The organism is Sphingomonas sp. R1, from assembly GCF_025960285.1.
Classification (GTDB): Bacteria; Pseudomonadota; Alphaproteobacteria; order Sphingomonadales; family Sphingomonadaceae; genus Sphingomonas.
Window position 1 is genome coordinate 2,011,312 of sequence record NZ_CP110111.1, and the last position, 23,022, is coordinate 2,034,333.

The window sequence follows — 23,022 nt, forward strand, 5'->3', positions numbered from 1 at the left end:
TCAAACAATTCGGGCGGCACCCCTGGGTGCCGCCCGAATTCTTCAGAACCGGTACTTCAGGCCGACCTGCAGGATCGGATAGACCTGATAGTCGTTCGCCGTGTCCTGCAGTTTCTGGCGCTGCTTGGCGAGCTCGTTACGGTACGTCGTGCCCGCCACGGTCGGGTCGGTCGCCAGCGTGCCGTTCGAGGTGAAGTCGCGGATGCGCACCGCGCCCTGGAACAGCGCGCCCGCCTCGACCGTGAAGGCCAGGCCCTTGCGCAGCTTGCCGCCATAGCCGAGCGTCAGTTGCGGTGCGAATTCGCGCACATCGGCGCGGCCGGTGATGGTGCCGATCTGCTGGGGCGTGAACACCAGGCTGCCGATCCGGGTCGGACCGTTGGGCGTCGCGCGGACCCGGCCGTCGGTGCCGTTGTAGCGCGCGCCGGCCGAGAGGCGGAAGCCGCCGCCAAACGGATAGAGATCGAGGATCACCCCGCCCGAGGCGAGCTTGGCGTGGCCGGTATAGTCGATGCCGCCCGAGGTGAAGTCATGATCGACGCCGAGGAATCCGCCATTGGCACGCACGCCGATCGTCTGGTTGGCGCGGTAGCCGATCTCCGGCCCGATCCCGAGCGTACCTGCGGTCACGCCCAGGCTGATCCTGCCTTCGCCCGTCGACGCGCGGTCCTGCGTCTGCGCCAGCGCGGGCATGGCCGCGCCCGCTGCGACGCACAGCGCCGCCACCAAAATCCGTGTCATCGTCTTCCCCGAGTTGCCGGCATTGTCGACGCCCCATTGGCGCCCCAAGCCATTATATGCGCGTCCCGGGACATATAACGGATTTGCTTGGCCTTTTTCTCCGGCACGAGGTCAAGACCAGCCGCCTGGTCGACCGCAAACCCGGCAATATCGGTACGAAATGGGCTGCGGGGGATCTTCTCTATTGCGCGCCGATTGTCTATATAGGGTCCTTATCCACCACAGGAGCTAGTCTTATACGTTCTCCCATGCCCCGGCGCCCGATGGCGCCCGCGATGCCGCTGAACGGGCCGCGGTTTAACGAATTCATCCAGTCGCCCAAGGTCCGCGTGATCGATCAGGACGGCGAAAACCTTGGCGTGATGTACACGCGCGAGGCGATGGCGCAGGCTGCCGAGGTCGGACTCGACCTCGTCGAGGTGTCGCCCAACGCCGATCCGCCCGTCGCCAAGTTCCTCGATGTGGGCAAGTTCAAGTACGAGGCGCAGAAGAAGGCGAACCTCGCACGCAAGACCCAGAAGACGCAGGAGATCAAAGAGATCAAGATGCGTCCCAACATCGACGATCACGATTACGACGTGAAGATGCGCAACATCATCAAGTTCATCGGCGAAGGTGACAAGGTGAAGGTGACGCTGCGCTTCCGCGGTCGCGAGCTTTCCCATGGCCAGCTCGGCATGCAACTGCTTCAGCGCGTCCAGCAGGATGCGGCGGAAGTGGCGAAGGTGGAGAGCTATCCGCGCATGGAAGGCCGTCAGATGCTGATGGTGCTCTCGCCCAAGTGATCCCCGCGCGGCGGCTTGCCCTTGCGGCCGCCGCCGCGTTCCTGCCGATCTCGGCGGCCGCGCAGACCGCGGCCCTGCCCCCGGTTCCGGCCATGACGGACGCGCCGATCGCGGTGCCGGAAGGCGCGCGACTCGTGTGGGCCGACGAGTTCAATGCCGGTCGCCTGCCCGATTCCCGGCGCTGGGCCTATGACACCGCCCGCAACCGCGACGGCTGGTACAATCAGGAACTGCAATATTACGCCGCGAACCGCCCCGAGAATGCGCGGATCGAGAAGGGCCGCCTGATCCTCGAGGCGCGCCGCGAGCGGCTCGCGGACCGTGCCGATTATGGCGGCCAGGACTATAGCTCGGCGCGCCTGTTCACCCGCGGGCTCGCCAGCTGGACCTATGGCTTCATCGAAGTCCGTGCGAAGCTTGCTTGCGGCAAGGGGCTGTGGCCGGCCATCTGGCTGCTCGGCACCGATGCCAAGGCGGGATGGCCCCGTCTCGGCGAGATCGACGTGATGGAAATGGTGGGCTGGGATCCGGAAACGATCCACGGCACCATCCACACCGGCGCCTATAACCACGCCCGGCACACCCAGAAGGGGGCGACCACCCGCGTACCGGACGCCTGCACCGCCTTCCACCGCTATCAGCTCGACTGGAACCAGGACCGCATCCTGATCGGCGTCGACGGCCATGCCTATATGCGCTTCGACAACGACCATCGCGGCGACCCCGCCACCTGGCCGTTCGACGCCCCGCAATATCTGCTGCTCAACGTCGCGGTCGGCGGCTGGGGCGGCACGCACGGCATCGACCCCGCCGCGTTCCCGTCGCGCATGGAGGTGGATTATGTCCGCGTCTGGCAGCGCGCCGCGCGGAACAAGGGGCGGTGACCTGGCCGCCCCTGCCCTTTCTCAGTCCTCGGCAGCGATCCGCACGCGCAGGCCGTCCAGCGCGTCGGTGAAGGGGAGCTGGCACGACAGCCGCGAGGTGGCATCACGGTCGGACGTGCTGTCGAGCAGATCGTCCTCATCCATGCTCATCTTCGGCAGTTTGTCCGCAAATTCCGGGTCGACATGGATGTGGCAGGTGGCGCAGCTGCAGCAGCCGCCACACAGCGCCAGCAGTTCGTCGAAGCCATTGTCGCGAATCACTTCCATCACGCTGAGACCGGCCTCGCCGGTTACCGTGCGTTCGGTTCCGTCACGCGTCACGACCGTAAGCTGGGGCATCTGCATCTCCTTGGTTTATGGCGTCCATGCCGGTGAACCGGGACTGTTTCAAGGAGCCACTGCATGGGTTTGACGACCGACCAGCTGAAGGGATCGCTCGATGCGCTGGCCGCGCTCGAGCCGGGCTTCGCCGCCGCGCTGGAGCGCGCCGGCTATCCGCCTCCGCGCATCCGCGAACGCGGCTATGCGACGCTGCTGCGCACGATCGTCGGCCAGCAGGTAAGCGTCGCCTCCGCCACCGCCGTCTGGAACAAGCTCGACGCGGTGCTTGGCGATGCCGAGGACCCGACGCGGCTCGCGGCGGCGAGCGACGAACTGCTGCGCAGCGCCGGACTGTCGCGCCAGAAGATGGGCTATGCCCGCAGCCTTGCCGAAGAGGTGACCAGCGGCACGCTCGACCTGGACGCGCTGCCGGAGGACGACGAAGAAGCGATCGCAGCGCTCACCCGGATCAAGGGCATCGGCCGCTGGTCGGCGGAGATCTACCTGCTCTTCGCCGAAGGGCGGCCGGACATCTGGCCTGCCGGAGACCTGGCGGTGCAGATCGAGATCGGCCGCATCCTCGGCCATCCCGAGCGCCCCAGCGAGAAGCAGACCCGCGCATGGTCCGAGGCTTGGCGCCCCCATCGCGGCGCCGCAGCGATCTTCGCCTGGCACCATTACGGCATGATCAAGAGCGCGATCTGATCCTCCCGAAAACGCCCCGCCGTTTCAGGAAAGGCGGCGTGCGACCACGGCTCGAAGCAAGTGCTGCGGCGGACGCAACGAACCGCATATTTGCAACACCGAGGTCTCGCGCGGCCTCGACTTGCCGAATACCAGCCCGCCGCCGATCGGAGCAACGATTGCAGCACAAAAGAATCCGCTGGGACTTGCGCCGCATGCATGCGATACTATCGCCATAATCAAATTGTGATGGAGGGGATCATGCAGGCACGTACGGCACTTATGCATCTCGCACTCATCTTCGGGTTGCTGCCCGCCACCACGGCATTGGCGCGCCCCGCATCCGAAGATCCCGGCGCAACCGAGAAGCTGCGACTGCTGGCGGAGTTCACCGATTGCGTGACGGCACAGAAGTCGCGGCAGCCCGCCATCCGGACCTTTCTGCGCACGCTGCCCGATCGGCCCGGTTTCGGCGAGGCCGGGTTGAAGGCGGCGGATCTAACCTGCCTCAACCGCGCCGCGACGCGGATGCACGCCACGTTCGAGATGCGGCTGCAGCCGGACAGTTTCCGCGACGCGCTGTTCCCGTCGCTCTATCGCCGCGAATTCGGCAAGGCAGGTCCGGTCGCCGATTTCAAGGCGCTTCCGCCGCTGCGCCTGTCCGGCGAGTTCGATGGTGATGCCGCCGAATTGTCCGCCAGCTTTGTCGCCGGTCGTCTGTTCGGCGATTGCGTCGCGCGGGAGGACAGCGCCGATGCCCATGCGCTGCTGCTCGCCCAGCCGGCCAGCGCGGAGGAAAATGCCGCGATCGACCGGCTGAAGCCCGCCTTCACCGCCTGCATCAAGCAGGGCCAGACGATCAGCCTGACCCGCACCGCGATCCGCGCGACGCTGGGCGAGGCGATGTTCAAGCTGGCGCACGCGGCGACCACCGCACGCTAGAGGCGATCGAGGAAGCGCTTCGTCGCGTCCCAGGCGGCGGCGCGCGCACGGGCAGTCCCCTCCGGCGTGCCGCCAAACGCGATCCGGAAGCTGGTACCCGGGATTTGCAGCGTGGTCATGCCGGGCCCGGTGCCCATGAGGAGGTGCGAGGCGTCGGGGAATTGCAGGTTTTCCACGCGGACCTTGCCCCGGCGCCTGGCGAGGATTGCTGCGGCTGCATCGGCATAGACGGTCGAGGGCCAGATGGCGTCGGCCTTGCTGGAGACCAGCAGCACCGGCCCGGTGATCCGCTCGACCTGGATATGCGCGGCGGGGTCGGGAATCGCCTGCTCGAAGCCCGCCCGCATCGGCGCGCCCTGCGTCTCGGCAACCTGCTGGTACGGCACGGGCACCCCGTTCCGCGTCCAGGCCGGCCGCTGCCCGGCGGCGCGCGGTCCGAAGATCGACAGCCCGCTCCACACCCGGTCGCTGGGGGAAAAGGCGACGACGCCTGCGAGGTCGGGCCGCAACGATGCAAGCAGGAGCGCGAGTTCTGCCCCGCGCGACTGGCCGATGATCACGACGCGGCGGGGATCGACCTGCGGCTGGCGCTTCAGCCAGTCGATCGCGCGGAAGAAATATTCGAGCGGGATCTCGGTCAGGCTGGCAGGAAGTCCTGCAGGCTGTCCCTGCCAGTTCTTGAAATAGGCCAATGCGAGGACGGGATGGCCATTGCGGGCGAGATCGTCCGCATCCCTGGCGGGGGGCAGGCCGCCTTCGGAGCCCCCCAGCAACAGCACCGCGGTGGCGGCATGCGTGCCGGGCACGGCGTGGAATCGTCCCACGATGCCGTCCTCCCGGACGTCCACCGCCGGCAGCGGCGGAGGAGGCGGCACCTGCGCGGCAACGGGAAGCGCGACAAGCGCACACAGCGCAGCCGCAGCCAAGAAAACGCGACGAAAAATCATGCGATGAAAGCCCCCGGCGAACGCCTGCCGCTGCAGGCGAGCGGCCCTTCACCACGATGGACCGGGGCTCGCCAGTGACAGATGTCATGCCGTCCGCACCATCGGTGCCCGGCGCCGGGGCAGGGGCGGTCTCGGGTCCTGCGCCCGGGGCCCGCCCCTCGTGCGGATCAGCCCTCCGCGCCGTCCTCTGCCTTGGTCTCGTCGGATGCGGCGGCGGTGTCGCCGCCGCTCTGGAACCAGGCCTCGACCGGGCCGACCAGCTTGATCGTCAGCGGGTTGCCCTTGCGATCGGTCTTCTTGCCGAGCGCGACGCGCACCCAGCCTTCGGAAATGCAATATTCCTCGACGTCGCGGCGCTCGACGCCCTTGAACTTGATGCCGACGCCGCGCTCCAGCAGTTCGCGGGTGAAATAGGGGCTGCTCGGATTGACCGACAGACGATCGGGAGGCGTATCACTCATGTCCGGCTCATGCCGTCATTCGCCCGCGGGTTCAAGATAGCGGTGGATCGCGGAGACCACCACCGATCCCTCGCCCACGCCCGACGCCACGCGCTTCACCGATCCGGATCGCACATCGCCCACCGCGAACACGCCGGGCGCCGAGGAGCAGAAGAAGGTCTCGCCGCTGCCGGTCCGCACGAAGCCGCCGGAATCGAGATCCACACACCCCTTGAGCCAGCCGGTATTGGGTTCGGCGCCGATCATCACGAACAGCGCGCCCACCGCGCGATGTTCCGTCGCGCCGCTATTGCGATCGGTCCAGACAAGGCCGGTCAGCGCGCGCTCGCCCTCCAGCGCGGTCACCTCGGTGAAGGGATGGAGCGTGATCCGCTCGGATGCCTCGATCCGCTCGATCAGGTAGCGCGACATGGTGGCCGCCAGGCCCGGCCCGCGGACCAGCACATGGACATGGGCGGCATGTCGGGCGAGGAATACCGCGGCCTGCCCCGCCGAATTGCCGCCGCCGACCACCACCACCTCGGCGCCGGCGCAGAGCCCGGCCTCCATCGCGGTCGCGGCATAGTAGATGCCGTTGCCCTCGAGCTCGGCATAGCGCGGCAGGTCGAGCTTGCGATAGCGCGCGCCGGTGGCGACCACCACCGCACGCGCCTGCAGGCTAGCGCCGTCGTCGAGGTGGAGGCGCAGCGGCCGCTCCTCGCACTCGATCCGCACGACCGAGCGCGAGACGAGCAGCCGGGCGCCGAACTTCTGCGCCTGCACCTGCGCGCGGCCCGCCAGCGCCTGCCCCGAGATGCCGGTCGGGAAGCCCAGATAATTCTCGATCTTGGAGCTGGTGCCCGCCTGTCCGCCCGGCGCCACCGCCTCGATCACGATCGTGTCCAGCCCCTCGGACGCGGCATAGACCGCCGCCGCGAGGCCGGCCGGTCCCGCCCCGACCACGGCAAGATCATGGACATGGTCCGGATCGAGCGCGGTGGCGAGCCCCAGCGCATCGGCGAGCGCGGCGTTGCTGGGATTGCGCAGCACCCGCCCTTCCAGCACCACCACCGGCAGATCCGCCTGGGTCAGTGCGAGGCATTCGAGGAAGCCCGCGGCATCGGGATCCTGATCGGTGTCGATGCGCCGGTGCGGGAAGGCATTACGGGTGAGAAAGGTCTCGATCCGGCCCATGTCGGCGCCGTGCCCCGGGCCGGCCAGCGCCACGCCGGCATCGCTGTGGCGGAGCATGCCGACGCGTCGCAGGATGAAGGCGCGCATCACGATCTCGCCGATATCGGGCTCGGCCGCCATCATCCGGCGGAAGGCGGCGCGGTCGATGCGCACCACGCGGGTATCCGCCGTGACCCGCCCGCTGACCAGCACCTTGCGATCGTTGAACAGGTCCAGCTCGCCGGTGAACTGGCCGGGTCCATGGGCATGGACCAGGTGCGCATGGCCTTCCGAATCGGTGTCGAGGATCTCGATCCCACCGGCCAGGCAGAGGAAGAAGTCGACGCTGCGGTCGCCGCGGCGAAACAGCATCGTGCCTTCCGCCGGCGCTTCTTCCGTACCGAAGGCGGCGACCCGCCCCGCCATTTCGGGCGTCAGGACCGGAAAGGTCTGGGCGGATCGCACATAGGGATCGGCCGGATCGAACGAGTCGGGGGCTGCCATGGCCCCATCCTAGCCGTCTCGCCGCGGCGCGCGAGCCATCTCTAGAGATGGTCGCGCGCATCGGTTCAATTGCAGTAGCGGATCAGCACCGGGCGCTCGAGATAGGGATCCCATACCCGCCGGACGTCGCAGGTTTCGTAATAGCGATAGCGCGGATAATTGTCGCGGTACCAATAGCCGTCGGTCGGATAATAGCCGCGCTCGCGATAGAAGCGCCGGTCATAGTCGTAGCGCCGGTCGTTCGAGATCGCGGCGCCGATCGCCAGGCCCGCAATGCCCGCGACCAGGGCGACACCGGCGGCGTCGCCGCGATCGCGATAATGGCGGCGCCAGCGCCAGTCCTGCGCCTGGGCGGGCGCGACGGCGGCGAGCAGGCTCGCACCCGTGGCGATGCCCAGCACCAGCTTCTTGGCCAGATGGTTCATCGATCTTCTCCTCACCTCCGGGCGCCCGCGAGTCGCGCGGCGCCGATGCCTCCCTCTAGGGAATCGCGGCTTAATCGGTGCGGAACCGGCTGTTCAGCCGCGGTTTAGCTGGGTAACGGGCGGCATGGCCTACTGGATCCTTCGCTCCGAACCCGATGTCTATGGCTGGGATGACCTGGTGCGCGACGGCAGCACCGAATGGAACGGCGTGCGCAACTATACCGCACGCAACTTCCTGAAGACGATGGTCCCGGGCGATCAGGCGATCTTCTACCATTCCAATATCCAGAAGGCCGCAGTGGGCATCATGGAAATCACCCGCGCCTGGCAGCCGGACGGCGACGACGGCAAATGGGCGAGCGTGGAGGTCAAGGCACTGCGGCCGCTCTCCAAGCCGGTGCCGCTGCCCGGGATCAAGGCCGAGCCGCGGCTCAAGGACCTCGAGATGGTGCGCCAGTCGCGTCTGTCGGTGACGCCGGTGCGCCCGGAGGAGTGGGCCGTGCTGCTGGAGATGAGCGAAACGGCACCGGATCGTTGAGATCGATCGGCACGCGGTTGGACTTGTCGGGCTTCTTGCGGAAGGCCCGGCCGACGCCCTTGCCGGCATCGCTCACCAGCTTGATGAAATTGCGTGATTCGCCCGGATCCTCACAGCAGCTGTTCGGATCGATGATCTTGCCGACGCCGCGGACCAGCGCGGTAGCGCCGCCGAAAATGTCGATGCCCACCTGACAGCCGCCGACCCGCGCCGCGCAGGGCGTGGGGACCGCCTCCAGCGCGCCGATCCCGCTGAGGTTCGGGTTGCTCGGCATCGGCCGGTCTGGCGGACCGCGCTCCGCCGGCAAGGGCAGGCGCGGGGCCTGCTCGCCCTTGCCGCACACCACGATCTGATCGCCATTGGTCTGGGCCGAGGCGCACGGATCGGCCAGCACCGACCAGCGCTGCGTGCCGTCCACCGCCTGCTGGGGCGCGTTGACGGTCGCGCTGGTGGGTGCAGCGGCGGCCGCCCGGTCCTGGAGCGGCATTCCGAACAGCAACGCGGCCAGCAACATCACGCACCCTCCTGACAGGATGGGCCCTTAGATCATGGCCGCACGGGAAGCGAAAGTGCGTTGTGCGGCCCCCCCGGCGCGGGCAGGGCGTTCAGGCTGCCGCTTCGGCAAACTGGTCATAGGCGCGCAGGGCGTCGGCCGCGTACATCAGCGCGGGGCCGCCGCCCATGTACACGCACATCGCCATCACCTCGGCGACTTCCGCGCGGCTCGCGCCCATGCCGACCAGCGCCTTGGCATGGAAGCCGATGCAACCGTCGCAGCGCTGGGTCACGCCGATCGCGAGCGCGATGAGCTCTTTCGTCCTGGCGTCGAGAACGCCCTCGGCACCGGCCGCCTTGGCCATGGCATGGAAGCCCGCCATCGTCTCCGGCGCGAGCTTTCGCAGCTGGGCGGAATAGGCGGAAATGTCCTGGGTGAGCGCGCGATAATCCTTGGCCATGGGCAGCTCCCTATTGATTCGTGTTTATATGAATTGATATATCCATGGAATGAGCACAAGTCTCCTCGTGAATCCCCTGATGGATGCAATGGCGCCGAAGGCCGCCGGTGCCGCCGCGCTGCTCTCCGGCCTCGCCAATCCCAATCGGCTGCTGATCCTGTGTGCGCTGGTCGAGGGCGAGCAGAGCGTCGGCGCGCTGATCGCAGCGACGGGCATCGCGCCGACCTCGATGTCGCAGCACCTGAACAAGCTGAAGGACGAAGGCATCGTGGCCGCGCGGCGCGCGCATCGCACGCTCTTCTATTCGATCACCCACCCCGCCGCCCGCGACCTGATGGCGGTGCTCCACGCGCATTTCTGCGGAAAGGACGACGCATGACCGTGACCATTTCGGCGCCCGAGGCGCATCGGCTGCTCGCCAGCGGCGCGGCCTTGCTGATCGACGTGCGCGAACCCGACGAGTTTCGGGCAAGCCACATCCCTCACGCCGCCTCGATGCCCCTGGGCGCGCTCCCGACGCTCCTCGCCGATGCCGATCTGCCGGCCGACCGGCTGCTCATCTTCCAGTGCCAGAAGGGCGCCCGCGGTGGCCGGGCCTGCGCGCTGGCCGAAGCCCTGGTCGGCGACCGGGTCCGCAATCTGGATGGCGGAATCGACGCGTGGAGCGCTGCCGGGCTGCCCCTGGTGGGCCTCGGTGCGCCGCGCATGTCGATTTTTCGCCAGGTACAGATGATCGTCGGGGTGCTGGTATTCGCCGGCACGCTCGCCGGGCTGATGGGGTTCGCGCCGGGCTTCTACGCGGCCGGGTTCTTCGGGTTCATGCTGGCATTTGCCGGGGCCAGCGGCTGGTGCGGGCTCGGGTTGGCGCTGCAGCGCATGCCGTGGAACCGCATGGCCTGAGCACAGGCCGCCTCCGACACTAGCGGCTCCCGTCCGGAAGAAGGCCGCCGGAGCCACGGGGCGCCCGCCGAAGGCGATGGTGGCGTGGGGGCCGCGAACGATCGCCTTTGCACCAATTCTTAAGGATCTTCGCGGTTTAACCGACATCATAACGATAAGGCCGTCCCGCCCGGGGTAGCAGAGGGCGGGCGGAAGCGAGGGGGAGCATATGAGTGTCGCCACCGCGAAGGTGTATTGGCGCGAGGCCGTCGAGTTCGTCGGCTATTTTGTCTTCATGACCACGCTGGGGGCCGCGATGGTGGTGCTGGTCCGCAACGCGCCACAGGCCCATGCGTCCTGGTACATCGACACCTGCATCGCCGTGGCCGCGATGACCGGGGCCTATGCTTTCCGGATGTACCGACGCTATCGGGCCGCCCGCCCGGCCTGGACGCCGGTGCTGACCCCGGTGCTGGACGCCGAAGGCGGAATCTCCCCCGAGGAACGGCGACAGCGAAACTGGTCCGATCGCATCTTCTCCGAAAAGCAGCGCGAGACCAGCCCGGAGCGCGTCAAACTGCTCTCGCAGCTCGAGGCGGTCGAGGAGGCCTATCGCGCGCGCTGCCGGGCGCGGGGCGAGGAACCGGACCGATCCTCGTTCGAGATGCGCACGTCGATGACCGTCGAGGATATCCGCAGGCGCATTGCACTGCGCATGGACCAATAGGGGTGTGGCGTCTCGCCCATCTTGGGGTGGGGCGTCGCAACGAAAAAGCCCCCGCCGTTGCCGGCAGGGGCCCTTTCTGTACCGAAACGCCGTCGCTTACGCGGCCGACTTCGCCCGGCTGGCGCGCTTGCGCTCGTTCGGGTCGAGGTAGCGCTTGCGCAGACGGATGTTCTTCGGGGTGACCTCCACCATCTCGTCGTCGTCGATGTACGCGATGGCCTGCTCCAGCGTCATCTTCTTCGGCGGGGTCAGGCGGATCGCGTCGTCCTTGCCGCCCGAAGCGCGGAAGTTGGTCAGCTGCTTCGCCTTCATCGGGTTGACCTCGAGGTCTTCCGTCTTGGCGTTCTCGCCGATGATCATGCCTTCATACAGCGCTTCGCCGTGGCCGACGAACAGGATGCCGCGCTCTTCGAGCGGACCCAGCGCATAGCCCTGGGCTTCGCCGGCGCCGTTGGAGATCAGCACGCCGTTCTTGCGGCCTTCGATCTTGCCCTTGTACGGCCCGTACTTCTCGAACAGGCGGTTCATGATGCCGGTGCCGCGGGTGTCCGACAGGAACTCGCCGTGATAGCCGATCAGGCCGCGCGACGGTGCCGAGAAGGTGATGCGGGTCTTGCCGCCACCCGACGGACGCATGTCGGTCATCTCGGCCTTGCGCTGGTTCATCTTGTCGACGACCGTGCCCGAGAATTCCTCGTCCACGTCGATCACGACGGTCTCGTACGGCTCTTCGCGGCCCTCGGGGCCTTCCTGGAACAGCACGCGCGGACGGCTGATGCCGAGCTCGAAGCCCTCGCGGCGCATCGTCTCGATCAGCACGCCGAGCTGAAGCTCGCCGCGACCGGCGACTTCGAAGCTGTCCTTGTCCTCGCTCTCGGTGATCTTGATCGCGACGTTCGATTCCGCTTCGCGGAACAGGCGGTCGCGGATCATGCGGCTGGTCACCTTGCTGCCCTCACGGCCCGCCATCGGCGAGTCGTTGACGGCGAAGCGCATCGACAGCGTCGGCGGATCGATCGGCTGCGCCTGGAGCGGCACGCTGACCGACGTGTCGGCGATGGTGTTCGACACGGTGGCGACGGCGAGGCCGGCGAGGCTGATGATGTCGCCTGCCTTGGCTTCTTCCACCGGCACGCGATCCAGGCCGCGGAACGACATGATCTTCGAGGCGCGACCGGTCTCGATGATGTTGCCGTCGTTATCCAGCGCGTGGATCGGCTGGTTCATGCGCACCGTGCCGCTCTCGACACGGCCGGTGAGGATGCGGCCGAGGAAGTTGTCGCGGTCGAGCAGCGTCACCAGGAACTTGAACTCGGCGTCCGGGTCCACCTGGGGCGGCGGCACATGGTCGACGATCTTCTGGAACAGCGGGGTCAGCGTGCCCTCGCGCGCATCCGGATCGGTCGAGGCATAGCCGTTGCGGCCCGAGGCGTAGAGCACCGGGAAGTCGAGCTGCTCGTCGGTCGCTTCGAGCGTCACGAACAGGTCGAACACTTCGTCGAGCACTTCCTGCACGCGCGAATCGGCACGGTCGATCTTGTTGACGACCACGATCGGACGCAGGCCCAGCTTCAGCGCCTTGCCGGTCACGAACTTGGTCTGCGGCATCGCGCCTTCCGACGAATCGACCAGCAGGATCACGCCGTCGACCATGCTCAGGATGCGCTCCACCTCGCCGCCGAAATCGGCGTGGCCGGGCGTGTCGACGATGTTGATGCGGATGCTGTTCTCTTCGCTGCCGTCCGGCGACCAGTCGACCGAGGTCGGCTTGGCGAGAATCGTGATCCCGCGCTCCTTCTCGAGGTCGTTCGAGTCCATCGCACGCTCTTCGACGCGCTGGTTGTCGCGGAAGGTGCCGGACTGGCGGAAGAGCTGGTCGACGAGGGTGGTCTTGCCATGGTCGACGTGTGCGATGATCGCCACGTTACGGAGGTTCATGCGATTTCCTGATTGGCGCGGAAGCGCGCGTACGGGCGGGCCCATAGCCGAATTGGTGCGTCGCGGGAAGGCCCCCGTATTTCTCGTTACAGGATCCGATGGACCGTGATCCGCACCGCAGGCCCCTTGCCCTCGGGCGGCGCGCCGATCGTGCCGGTGAAGACCGACTGGTTGAGCCAGGCGTGCGGCCCCTCCGGCACCTCGAACCAGGGCACCGTGCGCACATAGCGGCGCGCGGGATCATGGCTGATCAGGCCCTTGTTGATCACATGGATCAGCGTGCCGTCCTCGGCCTGCATCATGTAGTCGGCGTAGATGTCGAGCATCCGGTCGGGCCGCTCCAATTGCCAGTCCATGCCGCCGGCAAGCACGACGCCGCGAATGCGCGGGCCCTCGAACGTGCCGCCGGTGATCGGGATGCGGTTGCGCGTGCCGTACGGCGTCTTGCCCACCGGGGTGCCCGCGCCGAGCGTGACGATCGCCTCATAGGCGAATTCCAGCGACAGGCTCGTCTCGGGCGCGGCGCCGGCAGGTCGCGCCATGCCGCCTGCCGCGAGTCCCGCCGCCCCCATCGCTCCCAGCATTGCGCGCCGCTGCATCGCACCCTCTCCGATTGTTATGCAGCAATACAAATGCCACCGGCGATCGTCGGTCAAGTTGCATTCGCAGGTGCCATAGCCATATGACACACTTGCGGGATACGTGCTTCGCCTGCATGGTTATCCCTACGGAGTTGGAGAGAGAGCGACGATGGCGACTGTGACGGAAACCGCAGAACAGGGTCTGGTGCTGACGCCCCCGGATCCCGTGCCCGCCGTGGCGCCTGAAAAGGCCGCCGGGCTGGTGCCGGTCGAAGACACCAAGAAGACCGAACTCGACAAGCGCGTCGACGGCTTCATCGACGATCTGATCGCGCAGGACGTGAACTCGCCCGAGTTCGGCAAGCGCGTCGATGCGATCGCGGCGATGGGCCAGAAGGAGATTCGCGAGGCCGCCGGCCAGTCCAATCGCTTCCTCGATCGCCCGGTCCGCGCGATGGGCAGCGAGGGCGGCGTCGGCGCCGATCTTCTGGCGCTGCGCAAGACGGTGGAAGACCTCGATCCCTCGCGCAACGGCAAGCTGATCGGCGGCAAGGACGGGTTCCTGTCGAAGATCTTCGGCGGCGGCGGCGGGCTGACCAGCTATTTCCGCAAATACCAGTCGTCGCAGAGCCACATCAACGCGGTGCTCAAGAGCCTGGCCAACGGCAAGGACGAGCTGCTGCAGGACAATGCCGCGATCGCCACCGAACGCGCCAATCTGTGGGCGGCGATGGGCCGGCTGGAGCAGATGATCTATCTCTCCAAGGCGATGGACGAAAAGCTCGAGGACAAGGCCAACGAGCTGGATCACACCGATCCGGCCAAGGCCAAGGCGATCCGCGAAACCGCGCTCTTCTATGTCCGCCAGCGCACCCAGGACCTGCTGACGCAAATGGCGGTTACGGTGCAGGGCTATCTCGCGCTCGATCTGGTCAAGAAGAACAATGTCGAGCTGATCAAGGGCGTCGACCGCGCCTCGACCACCACCGTCTCGGCGCTGCGTACCGCGGTGACCGTGGCGCAGGCGCTCAACAACCAGAAGCTCGTGCTCGACCAGATCACCGCGCTCAACACCACCACCGCCAACCTGATCGAATCGACCGGTCAGCTGCTCAAGAGCCAGACCGCGGCGATCCACGAACAGGCAGCGAGCGCGACCATCCCGGTCGAGACGCTGCAGCGCGCCTTCCAGAACATCTACGACACGATGGATGCCATCGACACCTTCAAGCTGAAGGCGCTCGACAGCATGAAGGTGACGGTCAACACGCTGTCGAACGAAGTCGAGAAGTCGAAGGGCTATATCGCCCGCGCCGAAGGTGCCGAGCAGAATCGCCTGAGCGGCCCGGCGGACGGTTTCAAGCTGGAGGCGATGTAAGCCGCGATGCCGAGTGACGTGGACCGCCTGCTCGCCCGCGGCGAGGAATTGATCGAGCGCTCGCGCGCACGCACCGAGGGCGCGCTCGCCACCCGCAGCCGCAAGCGGCGCGAGGCGGAAATCCTCGCCCGGCTCGGGCGGATCGCCGCGGCGGACGCGGTGATCCTCATCGCCGCGATCGTCATCGGCATGCTGCTGCCGACCGGCATCGGCATGTTCGGGGCGCTGGCGGTGATGGCGCTGCTGATCCTGGCGACCCTGGTGTTCGCCAGCCTGCCCGTCACCAGCGCGCCGCGCGTCGAGCAGTTGGTCCAGGTGCCGCTCAAGGCGCTGCCCGCGACCACCGAGCGCTGGCTGGAGACCCAGCGGCTGGCCCTGCCTTCCCCCGCCCGCACGCTGGTCGATTCGATCGGCGTGAAGCTCGAGACGCTGGCGCCCCAGCTCGCCCGGCTGGACGAAGCCTCGCCGGCAGCCAACGAAGTGCGCAAGCTGATCGGCGAGCAGCTGCCCGAGCTGGTCAAGGGCTATGGCCTGGTGCCCGAGCCGCTGCGCACCGTGCCGCGCAACGGCATGACGCCCGACCAGCAGCTCGCCCAGGGCCTGCAGGTGATCGACGAGGAAATCGCCGAGATGACCGCGCAGCTCGCTCAGGGCGATCTGGACGCGCTGGCAACCCGCGGCAATTTCCTGCAGATCAAGTACAAGGATGACGAACTGGGCTGAGCGCCCGCATTGTCGTCAGAGCAGGCCGATCAGGTAGCGGATCAGATCGGCGATGCTGCCTGCGCTGATCGGCAGGAGCAGCAGGATCAGCGCATAGACGAGGAACATCCGCGTCAGGAAACGCTCGCGCTTGCCCGGCGGCGCGGGCACCGGGCGCTGCGGTTCCGGCCGTGGCCAGACGCGATTCTCGTCGAAGAACATCGCCGTACAGGCTGCCGCATCGCCCGTCGGTTCGCAACCGCCCCTTGGGCCAGCCGGGCGCGCGACCGGAGCGGATGCGACCTAGGGGATTTGCGTAGAGACGCCGCGCGATCGGCGTGGCAGGCACGCGGATCAGGCTTGTTCCATGACGACATCCCGCCCCGCCCCGCGCCCCAGCCTCCTGCTCGTCGAAGACGATGATGGCGTCCGCCGCTCGACCCAGCTGCTGCTGCACGGGCGCGGGTTTCAGGTGCGCGCGCATGGTGGCGTGGCCACCCTCCTCGCCGACCCGGCCGTGCTCGACGCAGCCTATCTGGTCGCCGACTATCGCCTGCCGGACGGCGACGGCATCCAGCTGCTGCGCGACCTGCTCGCCCGCGGCTGGCGCGGTCGCGCGGTGCTGATGACCGGCTATCCCAGTCCGGCGCTCAGCGTGGAGGCGGAGGCGAGCGGCTATGCCGTGCTGCTCGAAAAGCCGCTGCGCGCACATGAACTGCTCGGCGCGCTCGCCACGCCCTAGCCTCGCCCCGCCGCCGGAACTTCGCTCGGGCGCATGTCCATCGGCGGCACGGTGTCCCGACGATGTGATGCTTGCCTAATCCGCCGCGCTCGGGGCATGGCACGGCGCATGTCCCGCCCCGGCTTTCCCTTCTCCACCCGCTTCCGCGTCCGCTATTCCGAGATCGACGGCCAGAAGATCGTCTTCAACTCGCGCTATCTCGAATATGCCGATGTCGGCCTCACCGAATTCTGGCGCTGGGCCGATCTGGCCCGGCTCGGGCCGATCTGGATGGAAGCCGAGTTCAACGTCGTCCGTGCGCAGGTGGAATATAAGCGGCCGTTCCGCTTCGACGATCTGGTCGAGGTGTTCGTCCGCGTCGAGCGGCTCGGCAATTCGAGCATGACGATGCGGGCCGATCTGTGCCACGCCGAAACCGGCGAGCTGCATGCCGAAGTGGAGATGATCAGCGTCCATCTCGATCTGGAGACGCGGCGGCCGCAGCCGATCCCGGAGACGGTGCGCGCCGCCCTGCTCGCGATCGGCGGCTAGACGACGACGTCGGCGAAGGCCCCGCCCTGCGCGCGGCCCAGCTTGCGCTTCATCTCTTCCTCGATCTCCTGCCGGATCGCCGCCTGCTTCTCGGGCGGCAGCGCATCATATTGCGCCTGGCTGAGGCTGTGGCGCTTGAGTACGGCTTCCTTGGTGCGCTCGGCAGGGCTCTTCTTGGCCTCGCGGAGAAACGCCTCGGCGGTCTCGTCCACGGCGTCGCCGGTGGTGCCGTGCAGCGCCGAGGATGCCGTCGCCCCGCGCACGCCACCGATCCCTATCGCCGAAACGCCGAACGTCATGCCGAAAATCCCTGATGCACAGGGGCATTATAGAAGCGTTTACACCTTGGCGGCGCCCAGGGCCGATTTACTCGGCGGCGCGGGCTTCCTCGGCATCCCCGATTTCCTCGGGCAGCGCCCAGACCAGGTCGCCCTTGCCGAGCACGCGCCCGTCCTGCGCCTGCACCGTCACCGGGGCGATCGGCTTGCGATCCCGCGCATCGACCAGGATCGGCGAGGCGGGCACGCCGGTCTCCCAACGCTCGCCCCATTGGCGTAGCGCCACCATGGTGGGAAGCAGCGCATGGCCCTTGTCGGTCAGGCGATATTCCACCTTGCGGCGATCATCGGCGCACGGGACGCGGGCAAGGATGCCATGCTCCACCAGCCGGGCGAGCCGATTGGCCAGGATGTTGCGCGCGATGCCCAGCTCGCTCTGGAAATCCTCGAAATGGCGGATGCCGTTGAACGCGCCGCGCAGGATCAGGAACGACCAGCGTTCCCCCATCGCCTCCAGCGCCGCCGGCAGGCTGCATTCCCGCGCCATCGCCTGCAGCGTTTCTCGAACGGCTCCACCCATGGACGATACCGTATCGCAAAATCCGGAGGTGGGGAACCGCGCGCAGTCGCCCGCTGGCCACAGTGGCGCGACCAAGCCGGCCTTGCGCGTCAAATCGGTTGCAAAAACCGGGCCGGTCACGCCATCTAGACAATGTGCTGCGTCAGTATGAACTTGTAGACCGGGTCCTCTCCTACGACCCCGAAGCCGATGAGGCATTGCTCAACCGGGCCTATGTCTTCTCGGTCAACGCCCATGGCACCCAGAAGCGGGCCTCAGGCGATCCCTATTTCAGCCATCCGATCGAGGTGGCGGGCATCCTGACCGATCTGCATCTCGACGACGAGACGATCGCGACCGCGATCCTCCATGACACGATCGAGGATACGGTCGCGACGCCGGAGGAGATCCAGCGGCTGTTCGGGCCCAACGTCGCCCGCATGGTGGACGGCGTCACCAAGCTCTCCAAGATCGAGGCGCAGACCGAAAGCGAGCGCGCGGCCGAGAACCTCCGCAAGTTCCTGCTCGCGATGTCCGACGACATTCGCGTGCTGCTGGTGAAGCTGGCCGATCGCCTCCACAACATGCGCACGCTCCACTTCATCAAGAAGGAGGACAAGCGCCGCCGCATCGCCCGCGAGACGATGGAAATCTACGCCCCGCTCGCCGAGCGGATCGGGATGTACGAGTTCATGAAGGAGATGCAGACGCTCGCCTTCCGCCAGCTCGAGCCCGAGGCCTATGAATCGATCACCAAGCGCCTCGACAGCTTCCGCGTCGAGGGCGAGGACCGGGTGCTCAAGATCGCCTCGGGGCTCAAGCTGCTGCTGGGCCGCGGCGGCATCAATGCCGAGATCACGGGGCGCGAAAAGCATCCCTATTCGATCTGGAAGAAGATGTCCGAGCGCCATGTCAGCCTCGAGCAGCTCTCTGACATCATGGCCTTTCGCGCGATCGTCGATACCGAGGAGGAGTGCTACCGCGCCCTCGGCGTGATCCATCGCCGCTGGCCGATGGTGCCGGGCCGGTTCAAGGATTACATCTCGACGCCGAAGCGCAACGGCTATCGTTCGCTGCACACCACGATCATGCATGCCGGCGACACCCGCATCGAGATCCAGATCCGCACCCGCGACATGCACGCCCAGGCCGAATTCGGCCTCGCCGCGCACTGGGCCTACAAGCAGAGCGCGGTTCGCCCCGACACCCAGGTCAGCTGGATCCGCGACCTGATCGAGATCCTCGAACATGCCGAGAGCCCGGAAGAGCTGCTCGAGCACACCCGCATGGCGATGTACCAGGATCGCATCTTCGCTTTCACCCCCAAGGGCGAACTGATCCAGCTGCCCAAGGGCGCCACGCCGATCGACTTCGCCTATGCCGTGCACACCGACCTCGGCGACCAGTCGGTCGGCGCCAAGGTGAACGGCAAGGTGGTGCCGCTGCGCACCGAGATCGAGCAGGGCGACCAGGTGCAGATCCTGCGCTCCAAGGCGCAGGAGCCGCAGCCCAACTGGCTCAATTTCGCGATCACCGGCAAGGCGCGCGCCGCCATCCGCCGCCACCTGCGTCACAAGGAGCGCGACGAGACGATCCGGCTGGGCCGCAAGCTCTACGAGGATATCGTCGCCCGTCTGCCGGTGCCGCCCGGCGAGGCGGCAATGGCCAACGCGCTCAAGCGGCTGAAGCTCGCCGACGAGGAATCGCTGATGGAGGCGATCGCCCGACGCAGCCTGACCGATGGCCAGGTGATGGAAGCGATCATGCCGGGCTCGGCCAGCGGCGAGGACGACCAGCTGCCGCCGCAGCACCATGCGATCGACATCAAGGGCCTCACCCCCGGCGTCGCCTTCACCTATGCCGAGGATTGCTGCCCGGTCCCCGGCGACCGCATCCTCGGCGTGCGGCATCCCGATCAGCCGATCGTCGTCCACCGCATCGACTGCCCGAGCCTCGCGACGGTGGAAGAGGCGGACTGGGTGGATCTCACCTGGGGCGACAGGGCCGATGGAGGGGTCGCCGAGATCGCGGTGACGCTGAAGAACGAGCCCGGCGCGCTGGGCACGGTCGCGACGCTGATCGGCCAGCACAAGGCCAACATCCTCGGGCTGCGGCTCGACAATCGCGATACCACCTTCCACACCAACACGATCGACCTGGAAGTCCGCAACGCCGCGCATCTGATGAAGCTGCTCGCGGCGCTGCGCGCGGCGGATGCGGTGAGTTCGGCCGAGCGGGTGTGACGTAGCGCACGTCGCCTTCCGGCGGCGGCACGGCAACCTTGTTTGACCAAACCCCCCGTCATCCCCGCGAAGGCGGGGATCCATTGGCGCTGAAATGACGGTTCTTTCCCCCAGCGCTGAGGGTGATGAATTCCCGCTGTCGCGGGAATGACGGTGGTTCTTCGGGCCCGTCGCCCTGACGCACTCTCCCCAAAGGGGTAAGGGGAAGAAGAGCTGGACCCCGCGCCAATCCGCGCTACCCTCCCCGCATCAGAGCTATCGGAGGGGGAAACCTTGGATCGTCGACACTTCCTCGCATCGTCGAGCACCGCCGCGCTCGCCGCGCTGATCCCGGCCGCCGCGCGCGCCGCGGTGGCGGGCACCCGCGATGGCGAGATCAACGCCGTCTACAACCAGATCGTGATGGAGCGCATCCAGCGCTCGCCCGAATTCGCCACCTCGCTCGGCTTCGACAAGGGGCCGAACGCAGCCCTCAAGCACAAGCTGAGCGACGGCAGCCCCGCCGCCAAGGCGCGCAACCTCGCCGACACCAAGGCCGCGATCGCCAGGATCGAGGCGTTCGATCCGGCCAGCCTTTCCGAAGGCGCCCGGCTCGATCGCGAGGTGGTGCTCTATTCGCTGCGCAGCGGCACGGTGGCGCAGGACAAGTTCCAGATCGATTCGGTCGGCCGCCCCTTCCCGATCTTCCAGCAGGGCGGCGCCTATTTCTCGACGCCGGACTTCCTCAACACCAGCCATACCATCGTCACCCAGGACGATGCCGAGGCGTATCTTGATCGCCTCGATGCCTTTGCCGGCGCGCTCGACCAGGACAGCGCCGACCAGAAGGCGGCCGCCGCCCGCGGGCTGGTGGCGCCCGGCTTCTGCCTGGAGCTGACCCTCGCGCAGATGACGAAGCTGCGCCAGCCCGATCCCGCGGCGAACACGCTTACCCAGTCCCTGGTCCGCCGCGCCGCCGCGAAGCAGCTGCAGGGCGACTGGCAGGCACGCGCGGCCAGGATCGTCGGCGAGAAGGTCTATCCCGCGCTCGACCGCCAATATGCGCTGATCCAGCAGCTGCACGCCAAGGGCCGCAGCTCGGCCGGGCTGTGGGACGTGCCGCGCGGCCAGGACATCTACGCCGCCGCGCTGGAGCAATGGACCACCACCAGCTTCACCCCCGATCAGGTCCACAAGATGGGTCAGGAGCAGGTGGCGGAGATCAGCGCCCAGCTCGATGGGCTGCTCAAGGCGCAGGGCCTGACCACGGGCAGCGTCGGCGAACGACTGACCGCGCTCAACGCGCGCCCCGACCAGCTCTACCCGGATACGGCGGAGGGCCGCGCTGCACTGATCGCCGGGCTCAACACCGGCGTGCAGGAGATCGCCACGCTGCTGCCCAAGGCCTTCCTCAACCCCAACAAGGCGCCGCTGGAAATCCGCGCGGTGCCGGTGGAGATCCAGGACGGCGCGTCGAACGGCTACTATACCCGCGCCGCGCTGGATGGCTCGCGCCCGGCGATCTACTGGATCAATCTCAAGACCGTGAACGACTGGCCCAAATACAGCCTGCCTTCGCTCACTTTCCACGAAGGGCTGCCGGGCCACCACCTCCAGATCAGCACCGCACAGGCGGCGGAAGGCCCGCTGATCCGCAAGTTCGGCTTCTTCAGCGCCTATACCGAGGGCTGGGCGCTCTATGCCGAGCAGCTGGCGGACGAGATCGGTGCCTATCACGGGCCGCTGGAGCGCGCAGGCTATCTCCAGTCCTTCCTGTTCCGCGCCGCGCGGCTGGTGGTGGATACCGGCATCCACACCAAGAAGTGGAGCCGCGAGCAGGCGACCGACTATCTGGTCGCCACCACCGGCTTCCCGCGCGCCCGCTCGCAGCGCGAGGTGGAGCGCTATTGCACCCAGCCGGGCCAGGCGTGCAGCTACAAGCTGGGCCACATCGCCTGGACCCGCGCGCGCGCCAACGCGCAGAAGATCGCCGGGCCGAAGTTCGACCTCAAGCAGTTCCACGAGGTGATCCGCCTCGGCGCGATGCCGCTCACCATGTTCGAACGGCTGGTGGAGGAGCGCGCCCGGGCCAGCGTCTGATACGAAGTTCGCGCGCGGGCCGGTGGCCTTCGAACTCCCCGGCCCGCGCGCAGGATCAGGCGGCCCTGGTCGCCTGATCCATGAGCTTTTTCGCCAGCGCGATCGCATCGGCTTCCCTGGTCTTGCCGGACTGGATCTCGTCGGCGATCTCCAGCAGCCGGCTGGCGATCACCGTGCCTGCCTGCGCCGCCTCGGTGATGCGGATGCCGTTCTTGGCATCGGCGATGCGATCCCATTCCGCGCGGATCGCCGCCCAATAGCCCTTGGTCGCCGCCCAATAGGCGTCCGCCGCCTTCACGTCATAGCCGTCGAAGCGGGTATAGCTGTTGAGGACATATTCCTGCACGACGGGCTGCAGCGTGCCGTCGATCACGCCCATCTTGGTGTTGTCCTGCCAGTGGATCCAGCCGGTCGGGGTCGGCTGGTGGCGGTTGATGCCGAGATAGCGGTCATAGACCGGCCCGCGCACCGCATCGCGCCGGGCAAGCGGACGCCAGGTCCAGCCGGAGCGCCAGCGCCGCACGCCGGCCTCGCTGGTCCATTGGCCCCAGCTGCCATAACGCGGGCTGTCATCGACCTGGTAGACGGTCTGCGACCAGCGGCCGCGTCGCATCGCCTCGGGCACCGCTTCCCATTTCCACTCGTTCGGCCCGGCATAGACGAGCACGCGGGCGGGCTCATAGTCCCAGTCCTGGCGCCAGTGCTTGATCACCATGGTCTTGCCGCCCTGCTCCACCACCAGCAGGTGCTGGAGCACGATGCGACGGCCGGTGTCTTCGATCACCCGCACCACTTCGTTGCCGCCGGAGATCGATCGGTCGATCGGCGTATAGTCGGCGCGCCAGGCGGTCGATTCCTGCATGTCGAAGCGGACCTTGAAGGTGCCCGCCATGGCGAGGATGTCGCGCCGGTCCGCCGCGAACGACGCCTGTTCCTCGGCGGTGCTGCGGGGTTTGACGGGGCCGTCCGCCTGGGCAGGCAGCGCCGGCAGCAGCGCGGCGAGGCCGAGGGCCAGCAGCCCGATCTGTCGAAACTTCATGATGTG

At 67.4% G+C, this 23,022-nt stretch carries 28 protein-coding genes; 14 read left to right on the forward strand and 14 right to left on the reverse strand.

Annotation, left to right across the window (positions count from 1 at the left end; genetic code table 11):
- Nucleotides 1-42: 42 nt before the first annotated feature.
- On the reverse strand, nucleotides 43-741 hold the full coding sequence (locus OIM94_RS09800) for a hypothetical protein (RefSeq protein ID WP_264606551.1): 699 nt from the start codon (nucleotides 739-741) through the stop codon (nucleotides 43-45).
- Nucleotides 742-989: 248 nt separating this feature from the next.
- On the opposite strand from OIM94_RS09800, the gene infC reads away from it, so the two are divergent.
- Together infC and OIM94_RS09810 are read left to right on the forward strand one after the other, a co-directional pair.
- On the forward strand, nucleotides 990-1,526 hold the full coding sequence (gene infC, locus OIM94_RS09805; protein ID WP_264606552.1) for a translation initiation factor IF-3: 537 nt from the start codon (nucleotides 990-992) through the stop codon (nucleotides 1,524-1,526).
- Nucleotides 1,523-2,410 carry a glycoside hydrolase family 16 protein gene (locus OIM94_RS09810; protein WP_264606553.1) on the forward strand — a complete coding sequence of 296 codons (888 nt, stop codon included), beginning with the start codon at nucleotides 1,523-1,525 and terminating at the stop codon, nucleotides 2,408-2,410. The genes infC and OIM94_RS09810 overlap by 4 nt, the downstream gene beginning before the upstream one ends.
- 21 nt (nucleotides 2,411-2,431) lie before the next feature.
- On the opposite strand, the gene OIM94_RS09815 is transcribed toward OIM94_RS09810, so the two are convergent.
- The gene (locus tag OIM94_RS09815) at nucleotides 2,432-2,749 is read right to left on the reverse strand and encodes a 2Fe-2S iron-sulfur cluster-binding protein (protein WP_264606554.1); all 318 of its coding nucleotides are present in this window, start codon (nucleotides 2,747-2,749) and stop codon (nucleotides 2,432-2,434) included.
- Between the two features lie 63 nt (nucleotides 2,750-2,812).
- On the opposite strand from OIM94_RS09815, the gene OIM94_RS09820 reads away from it, so the two are divergent.
- Together OIM94_RS09820 and OIM94_RS09825 are read left to right on the forward strand one after the other, a co-directional pair.
- Nucleotides 2,813-3,436 carry a DNA-3-methyladenine glycosylase family protein gene (locus OIM94_RS09820; protein WP_264606555.1) on the forward strand — a complete coding sequence of 208 codons (624 nt, stop codon included), beginning with the start codon at nucleotides 2,813-2,815 and terminating at the stop codon, nucleotides 3,434-3,436.
- 240 nt (nucleotides 3,437-3,676) lie between these two features.
- Nucleotides 3,677-4,357 carry a hypothetical protein gene (locus OIM94_RS09825; protein ID WP_264606556.1) on the forward strand — a complete coding sequence of 227 codons (681 nt, stop codon included), beginning with the start codon at nucleotides 3,677-3,679 and terminating at the stop codon, nucleotides 4,355-4,357.
- Here the strand turns inward: OIM94_RS09825 and OIM94_RS09830 are convergent.
- The 4 genes from OIM94_RS09830 to OIM94_RS09845 form a co-directional block, all read right to left on the reverse strand.
- Nucleotides 4,354-5,283, reverse strand: a complete 930-nt coding sequence (locus OIM94_RS09830) for an acyl-CoA thioester hydrolase/BAAT C-terminal domain-containing protein (protein WP_264606557.1) — start codon at nucleotides 5,281-5,283, stop codon at nucleotides 4,354-4,356. The two genes, OIM94_RS09825 and OIM94_RS09830, sit on opposite strands and share 4 nt — an antisense overlap.
- A gap of 188 nt (nucleotides 5,284-5,471) precedes the next feature.
- Nucleotides 5,472-5,765, reverse strand: a complete 294-nt coding sequence (locus tag OIM94_RS09835; RefSeq protein WP_264606558.1) for a DUF3297 family protein — start codon at nucleotides 5,763-5,765, stop codon at nucleotides 5,472-5,474.
- Nucleotides 5,766-5,780: 15 nt separating this feature from the next.
- Entirely contained in the window at nucleotides 5,781-7,421 is a 1,641-nt protein-coding gene (locus tag OIM94_RS09840; RefSeq protein ID WP_264606559.1) for an FAD-dependent oxidoreductase, read from the reverse strand.
- Between the two features lie 65 nt (nucleotides 7,422-7,486).
- Complete coding sequence (locus tag OIM94_RS09845) at nucleotides 7,487-7,846, reverse strand: sulfite exporter TauE/SafE family protein (RefSeq protein ID WP_264606560.1); 360 nt, start codon at nucleotides 7,844-7,846, stop codon at nucleotides 7,487-7,489.
- A 124-nt stretch (nucleotides 7,847-7,970) separates the two neighbouring features.
- Between OIM94_RS09845 and OIM94_RS09850 the strand changes: the two genes are divergently transcribed.
- Nucleotides 7,971-8,384: an EVE domain-containing protein gene (locus tag OIM94_RS09850; RefSeq protein WP_264606561.1), complete on the forward strand. Its 414-nt coding sequence runs from the start codon at nucleotides 7,971-7,973 to the stop codon at nucleotides 8,382-8,384.
- On the opposite strand, the gene OIM94_RS09855 is transcribed toward OIM94_RS09850, so the two are convergent.
- Nucleotides 8,278-8,898 carry a hypothetical protein gene (locus tag OIM94_RS09855; RefSeq protein WP_413716397.1) on the reverse strand — a complete coding sequence of 207 codons (621 nt, stop codon included), beginning with the start codon at nucleotides 8,896-8,898 and terminating at the stop codon, nucleotides 8,278-8,280. The two genes, OIM94_RS09850 and OIM94_RS09855, sit on opposite strands and share 107 nt — an antisense overlap.
- Nucleotides 8,899-8,989: 91 nt before the next feature.
- A complete protein-coding gene (locus OIM94_RS09860) occupies nucleotides 8,990-9,340 on the reverse strand; it encodes a carboxymuconolactone decarboxylase family protein (protein ID WP_264606563.1) in 351 nt (116 codons plus the stop codon).
- 49 nt (nucleotides 9,341-9,389) lie between these two features.
- On the opposite strand from OIM94_RS09860, the gene OIM94_RS09865 reads away from it, so the two are divergent.
- From OIM94_RS09865 to OIM94_RS09875, 3 genes are all read left to right on the forward strand, one after another.
- The gene (locus OIM94_RS09865) at nucleotides 9,390-9,719 is read left to right on the forward strand and encodes an ArsR/SmtB family transcription factor (protein ID WP_264606564.1); all 330 of its coding nucleotides are present in this window, start codon (nucleotides 9,390-9,392) and stop codon (nucleotides 9,717-9,719) included.
- Nucleotides 9,716-10,240 carry a rhodanese-like domain-containing protein gene (locus OIM94_RS09870; protein ID WP_264606565.1) on the forward strand — a complete coding sequence of 175 codons (525 nt, stop codon included), beginning with the start codon at nucleotides 9,716-9,718 and terminating at the stop codon, nucleotides 10,238-10,240. The genes OIM94_RS09865 and OIM94_RS09870 overlap by 4 nt, the downstream gene beginning before the upstream one ends.
- A 208-nt stretch (nucleotides 10,241-10,448) precedes the next feature.
- The gene (locus tag OIM94_RS09875; RefSeq protein ID WP_264606566.1) at nucleotides 10,449-10,946 is read left to right on the forward strand and encodes a hypothetical protein; all 498 of its coding nucleotides are present in this window, start codon (nucleotides 10,449-10,451) and stop codon (nucleotides 10,944-10,946) included.
- Nucleotides 10,947-11,042: 96 nt separating this feature from the next.
- Here OIM94_RS09875 and typA read toward each other — a convergent pair whose 3' ends face one another.
- Nucleotides 11,043-12,884: a translational GTPase TypA gene (typA, locus tag OIM94_RS09880; protein WP_264606567.1), complete on the reverse strand. Its 1,842-nt coding sequence runs from the start codon at nucleotides 12,882-12,884 to the stop codon at nucleotides 11,043-11,045.
- An 86-nt stretch (nucleotides 12,885-12,970) separates the two neighbouring features.
- Complete coding sequence (locus tag OIM94_RS09885; RefSeq protein WP_264606568.1) at nucleotides 12,971-13,483, reverse strand: DUF3237 domain-containing protein; 513 nt, start codon at nucleotides 13,481-13,483, stop codon at nucleotides 12,971-12,973.
- A 151-nt stretch (nucleotides 13,484-13,634) separates the two neighbouring features.
- Between OIM94_RS09885 and OIM94_RS09890 the strand changes: the two genes are divergently transcribed.
- Nucleotides 13,635-14,843 carry a toxic anion resistance protein gene (locus OIM94_RS09890; protein WP_264606569.1) on the forward strand — a complete coding sequence of 403 codons (1,209 nt, stop codon included), beginning with the start codon at nucleotides 13,635-13,637 and terminating at the stop codon, nucleotides 14,841-14,843.
- A 6-nt stretch (nucleotides 14,844-14,849) separates the two neighbouring features.
- Nucleotides 14,850-15,566 carry a hypothetical protein gene (locus OIM94_RS09895; RefSeq protein WP_264606570.1) on the forward strand — a complete coding sequence of 239 codons (717 nt, stop codon included), beginning with the start codon at nucleotides 14,850-14,852 and terminating at the stop codon, nucleotides 15,564-15,566.
- Nucleotides 15,567-15,581: 15 nt separating this feature from the next.
- Here OIM94_RS09895 and OIM94_RS09900 read toward each other — a convergent pair whose 3' ends face one another.
- Nucleotides 15,582-15,716 carry a hypothetical protein gene (locus tag OIM94_RS09900; protein ID WP_264606571.1) on the reverse strand — a complete coding sequence of 45 codons (135 nt, stop codon included), beginning with the start codon at nucleotides 15,714-15,716 and terminating at the stop codon, nucleotides 15,582-15,584.
- 196 nt (nucleotides 15,717-15,912) lie between these two features.
- On the opposite strand from OIM94_RS09900, the gene OIM94_RS09905 reads away from it, so the two are divergent.
- Both OIM94_RS09905 and OIM94_RS09910 read left to right on the forward strand, forming a co-directional pair.
- Entirely contained in the window at nucleotides 15,913-16,287 is a 375-nt protein-coding gene (locus tag OIM94_RS09905; protein ID WP_264606572.1) for a response regulator, read from the forward strand.
- 108 nt (nucleotides 16,288-16,395) lie between these two features.
- A complete protein-coding gene (locus tag OIM94_RS09910) occupies nucleotides 16,396-16,818 on the forward strand; it encodes an acyl-CoA thioesterase (RefSeq protein WP_264606573.1) in 423 nt (140 codons plus the stop codon).
- Here OIM94_RS09910 and OIM94_RS09915 read toward each other — a convergent pair.
- Nucleotides 16,815-17,117, reverse strand: a complete 303-nt coding sequence (locus tag OIM94_RS09915; RefSeq protein WP_264606574.1) for a hypothetical protein — start codon at nucleotides 17,115-17,117, stop codon at nucleotides 16,815-16,817. The genes OIM94_RS09910 and OIM94_RS09915 overlap by 4 nt on opposite strands.
- A gap of 67 nt (nucleotides 17,118-17,184) precedes the next feature.
- On the reverse strand, nucleotides 17,185-17,676 hold the full coding sequence (locus OIM94_RS09920) for a winged helix-turn-helix transcriptional regulator (protein WP_264606575.1): 492 nt from the start codon (nucleotides 17,674-17,676) through the stop codon (nucleotides 17,185-17,187).
- A gap of 134 nt (nucleotides 17,677-17,810) precedes the next feature.
- Between OIM94_RS09920 and OIM94_RS09925 the strand changes: the two genes are divergently transcribed.
- Together OIM94_RS09925 and OIM94_RS09930 are read left to right on the forward strand one after the other, a co-directional pair.
- Nucleotides 17,811-19,898: a RelA/SpoT family protein gene (locus OIM94_RS09925; RefSeq protein WP_264606576.1), complete on the forward strand. Its 2,088-nt coding sequence runs from the start codon at nucleotides 17,811-17,813 to the stop codon at nucleotides 19,896-19,898.
- A gap of 273 nt (nucleotides 19,899-20,171) precedes the next feature.
- Nucleotides 20,172-21,977 (forward strand): DUF885 domain-containing protein, encoded by a 1,806-nt coding sequence (locus tag OIM94_RS09930; protein WP_264606577.1) that lies wholly within the window; start codon nucleotides 20,172-20,174, stop codon nucleotides 21,975-21,977.
- A 55-nt stretch (nucleotides 21,978-22,032) separates the two neighbouring features.
- Here the strand turns inward: OIM94_RS09930 and OIM94_RS09935 are convergent, their stop codons facing one another.
- Entirely contained in the window at nucleotides 22,033-23,016 is a 984-nt protein-coding gene (locus OIM94_RS09935) for a DUF6607 family protein (RefSeq protein ID WP_264606578.1), read from the reverse strand.
- Between the last annotated feature and the right edge of the window lie 6 nt (nucleotides 23,017-23,022).

What these genes read in the sequence shown, in the direction of transcription:
- OIM94_RS09800 (WP_264606551.1), bottom strand. Translation starts at nt 741, where the DNA reads ATGACACGGATTTTGGTGGCGGCGCTGTGCGTCGCAGCGGGCGCGGCC.
- infC (WP_264606552.1), top strand. Translation starts at nt 990, where the DNA reads ATGCCCCGGCGCCCGATGGCGCCCGCGATGCCGCTGAACGGGCCGCGG.
- OIM94_RS09815 (WP_264606554.1), bottom strand. Translation starts at nt 2,749, where the DNA reads ATGCCCCAGCTTACGGTCGTGACGCGTGACGGAACCGAACGCACGGTA.
- OIM94_RS09820 (WP_264606555.1), top strand. Translation starts at nt 2,813, where the DNA reads ATGGGTTTGACGACCGACCAGCTGAAGGGATCGCTCGATGCGCTGGCC.
- OIM94_RS09825 (WP_264606556.1), top strand. Translation starts at nt 3,677, where the DNA reads ATGCAGGCACGTACGGCACTTATGCATCTCGCACTCATCTTCGGGTTG.
- OIM94_RS09835 (WP_264606558.1), bottom strand. Translation starts at nt 5,765, where the DNA reads ATGAGTGATACGCCTCCCGATCGTCTGTCGGTCAATCCGAGCAGCCCC.
- OIM94_RS09840 (WP_264606559.1), bottom strand. Translation starts at nt 7,421, where the DNA reads ATGGCAGCCCCCGACTCGTTCGATCCGGCCGATCCCTATGTGCGATCC.
- OIM94_RS09845 (WP_264606560.1), bottom strand. Translation starts at nt 7,846, where the DNA reads ATGAACCATCTGGCCAAGAAGCTGGTGCTGGGCATCGCCACGGGTGCG.
- OIM94_RS09850 (WP_264606561.1), top strand. Translation starts at nt 7,971, where the DNA reads ATGGCCTACTGGATCCTTCGCTCCGAACCCGATGTCTATGGCTGGGAT.
- OIM94_RS09855 (WP_413716397.1), bottom strand. Translation starts at nt 8,898, where the DNA reads ATGTTGCTGGCCGCGTTGCTGTTCGGAATGCCGCTCCAGGACCGGGCG.
- OIM94_RS09860 (WP_264606563.1), bottom strand. Translation starts at nt 9,340, where the DNA reads ATGGCCAAGGATTATCGCGCGCTCACCCAGGACATTTCCGCCTATTCC.
- OIM94_RS09865 (WP_264606564.1), top strand. Translation starts at nt 9,390, where the DNA reads ATGAGCACAAGTCTCCTCGTGAATCCCCTGATGGATGCAATGGCGCCG.
- OIM94_RS09870 (WP_264606565.1), top strand. Translation starts at nt 9,716, where the DNA reads ATGACCGTGACCATTTCGGCGCCCGAGGCGCATCGGCTGCTCGCCAGC.
- OIM94_RS09875 (WP_264606566.1), top strand. Translation starts at nt 10,449, where the DNA reads ATGAGTGTCGCCACCGCGAAGGTGTATTGGCGCGAGGCCGTCGAGTTC.
- typA (WP_264606567.1), bottom strand. Translation starts at nt 12,884, where the DNA reads ATGAACCTCCGTAACGTGGCGATCATCGCACACGTCGACCATGGCAAG.
- OIM94_RS09885 (WP_264606568.1), bottom strand. Translation starts at nt 13,483, where the DNA reads ATGCAGCGGCGCGCAATGCTGGGAGCGATGGGGGCGGCGGGACTCGCG.
- OIM94_RS09890 (WP_264606569.1), top strand. Translation starts at nt 13,635, where the DNA reads ATGGCGACTGTGACGGAAACCGCAGAACAGGGTCTGGTGCTGACGCCC.
- OIM94_RS09895 (WP_264606570.1), top strand. Translation starts at nt 14,850, where the DNA reads ATGCCGAGTGACGTGGACCGCCTGCTCGCCCGCGGCGAGGAATTGATC.
- OIM94_RS09905 (WP_264606572.1), top strand. Translation starts at nt 15,913, where the DNA reads ATGACGACATCCCGCCCCGCCCCGCGCCCCAGCCTCCTGCTCGTCGAA.
- OIM94_RS09910 (WP_264606573.1), top strand. Translation starts at nt 16,396, where the DNA reads ATGTCCCGCCCCGGCTTTCCCTTCTCCACCCGCTTCCGCGTCCGCTAT.
- OIM94_RS09915 (WP_264606574.1), bottom strand. Translation starts at nt 17,117, where the DNA reads ATGACGTTCGGCGTTTCGGCGATAGGGATCGGTGGCGTGCGCGGGGCG.
- OIM94_RS09920 (WP_264606575.1), bottom strand. Translation starts at nt 17,676, where the DNA reads ATGGGTGGAGCCGTTCGAGAAACGCTGCAGGCGATGGCGCGGGAATGC.
- OIM94_RS09935 (WP_264606578.1), bottom strand. Translation starts at nt 23,016, where the DNA reads ATGAAGTTTCGACAGATCGGGCTGCTGGCCCTCGGCCTCGCCGCGCTG.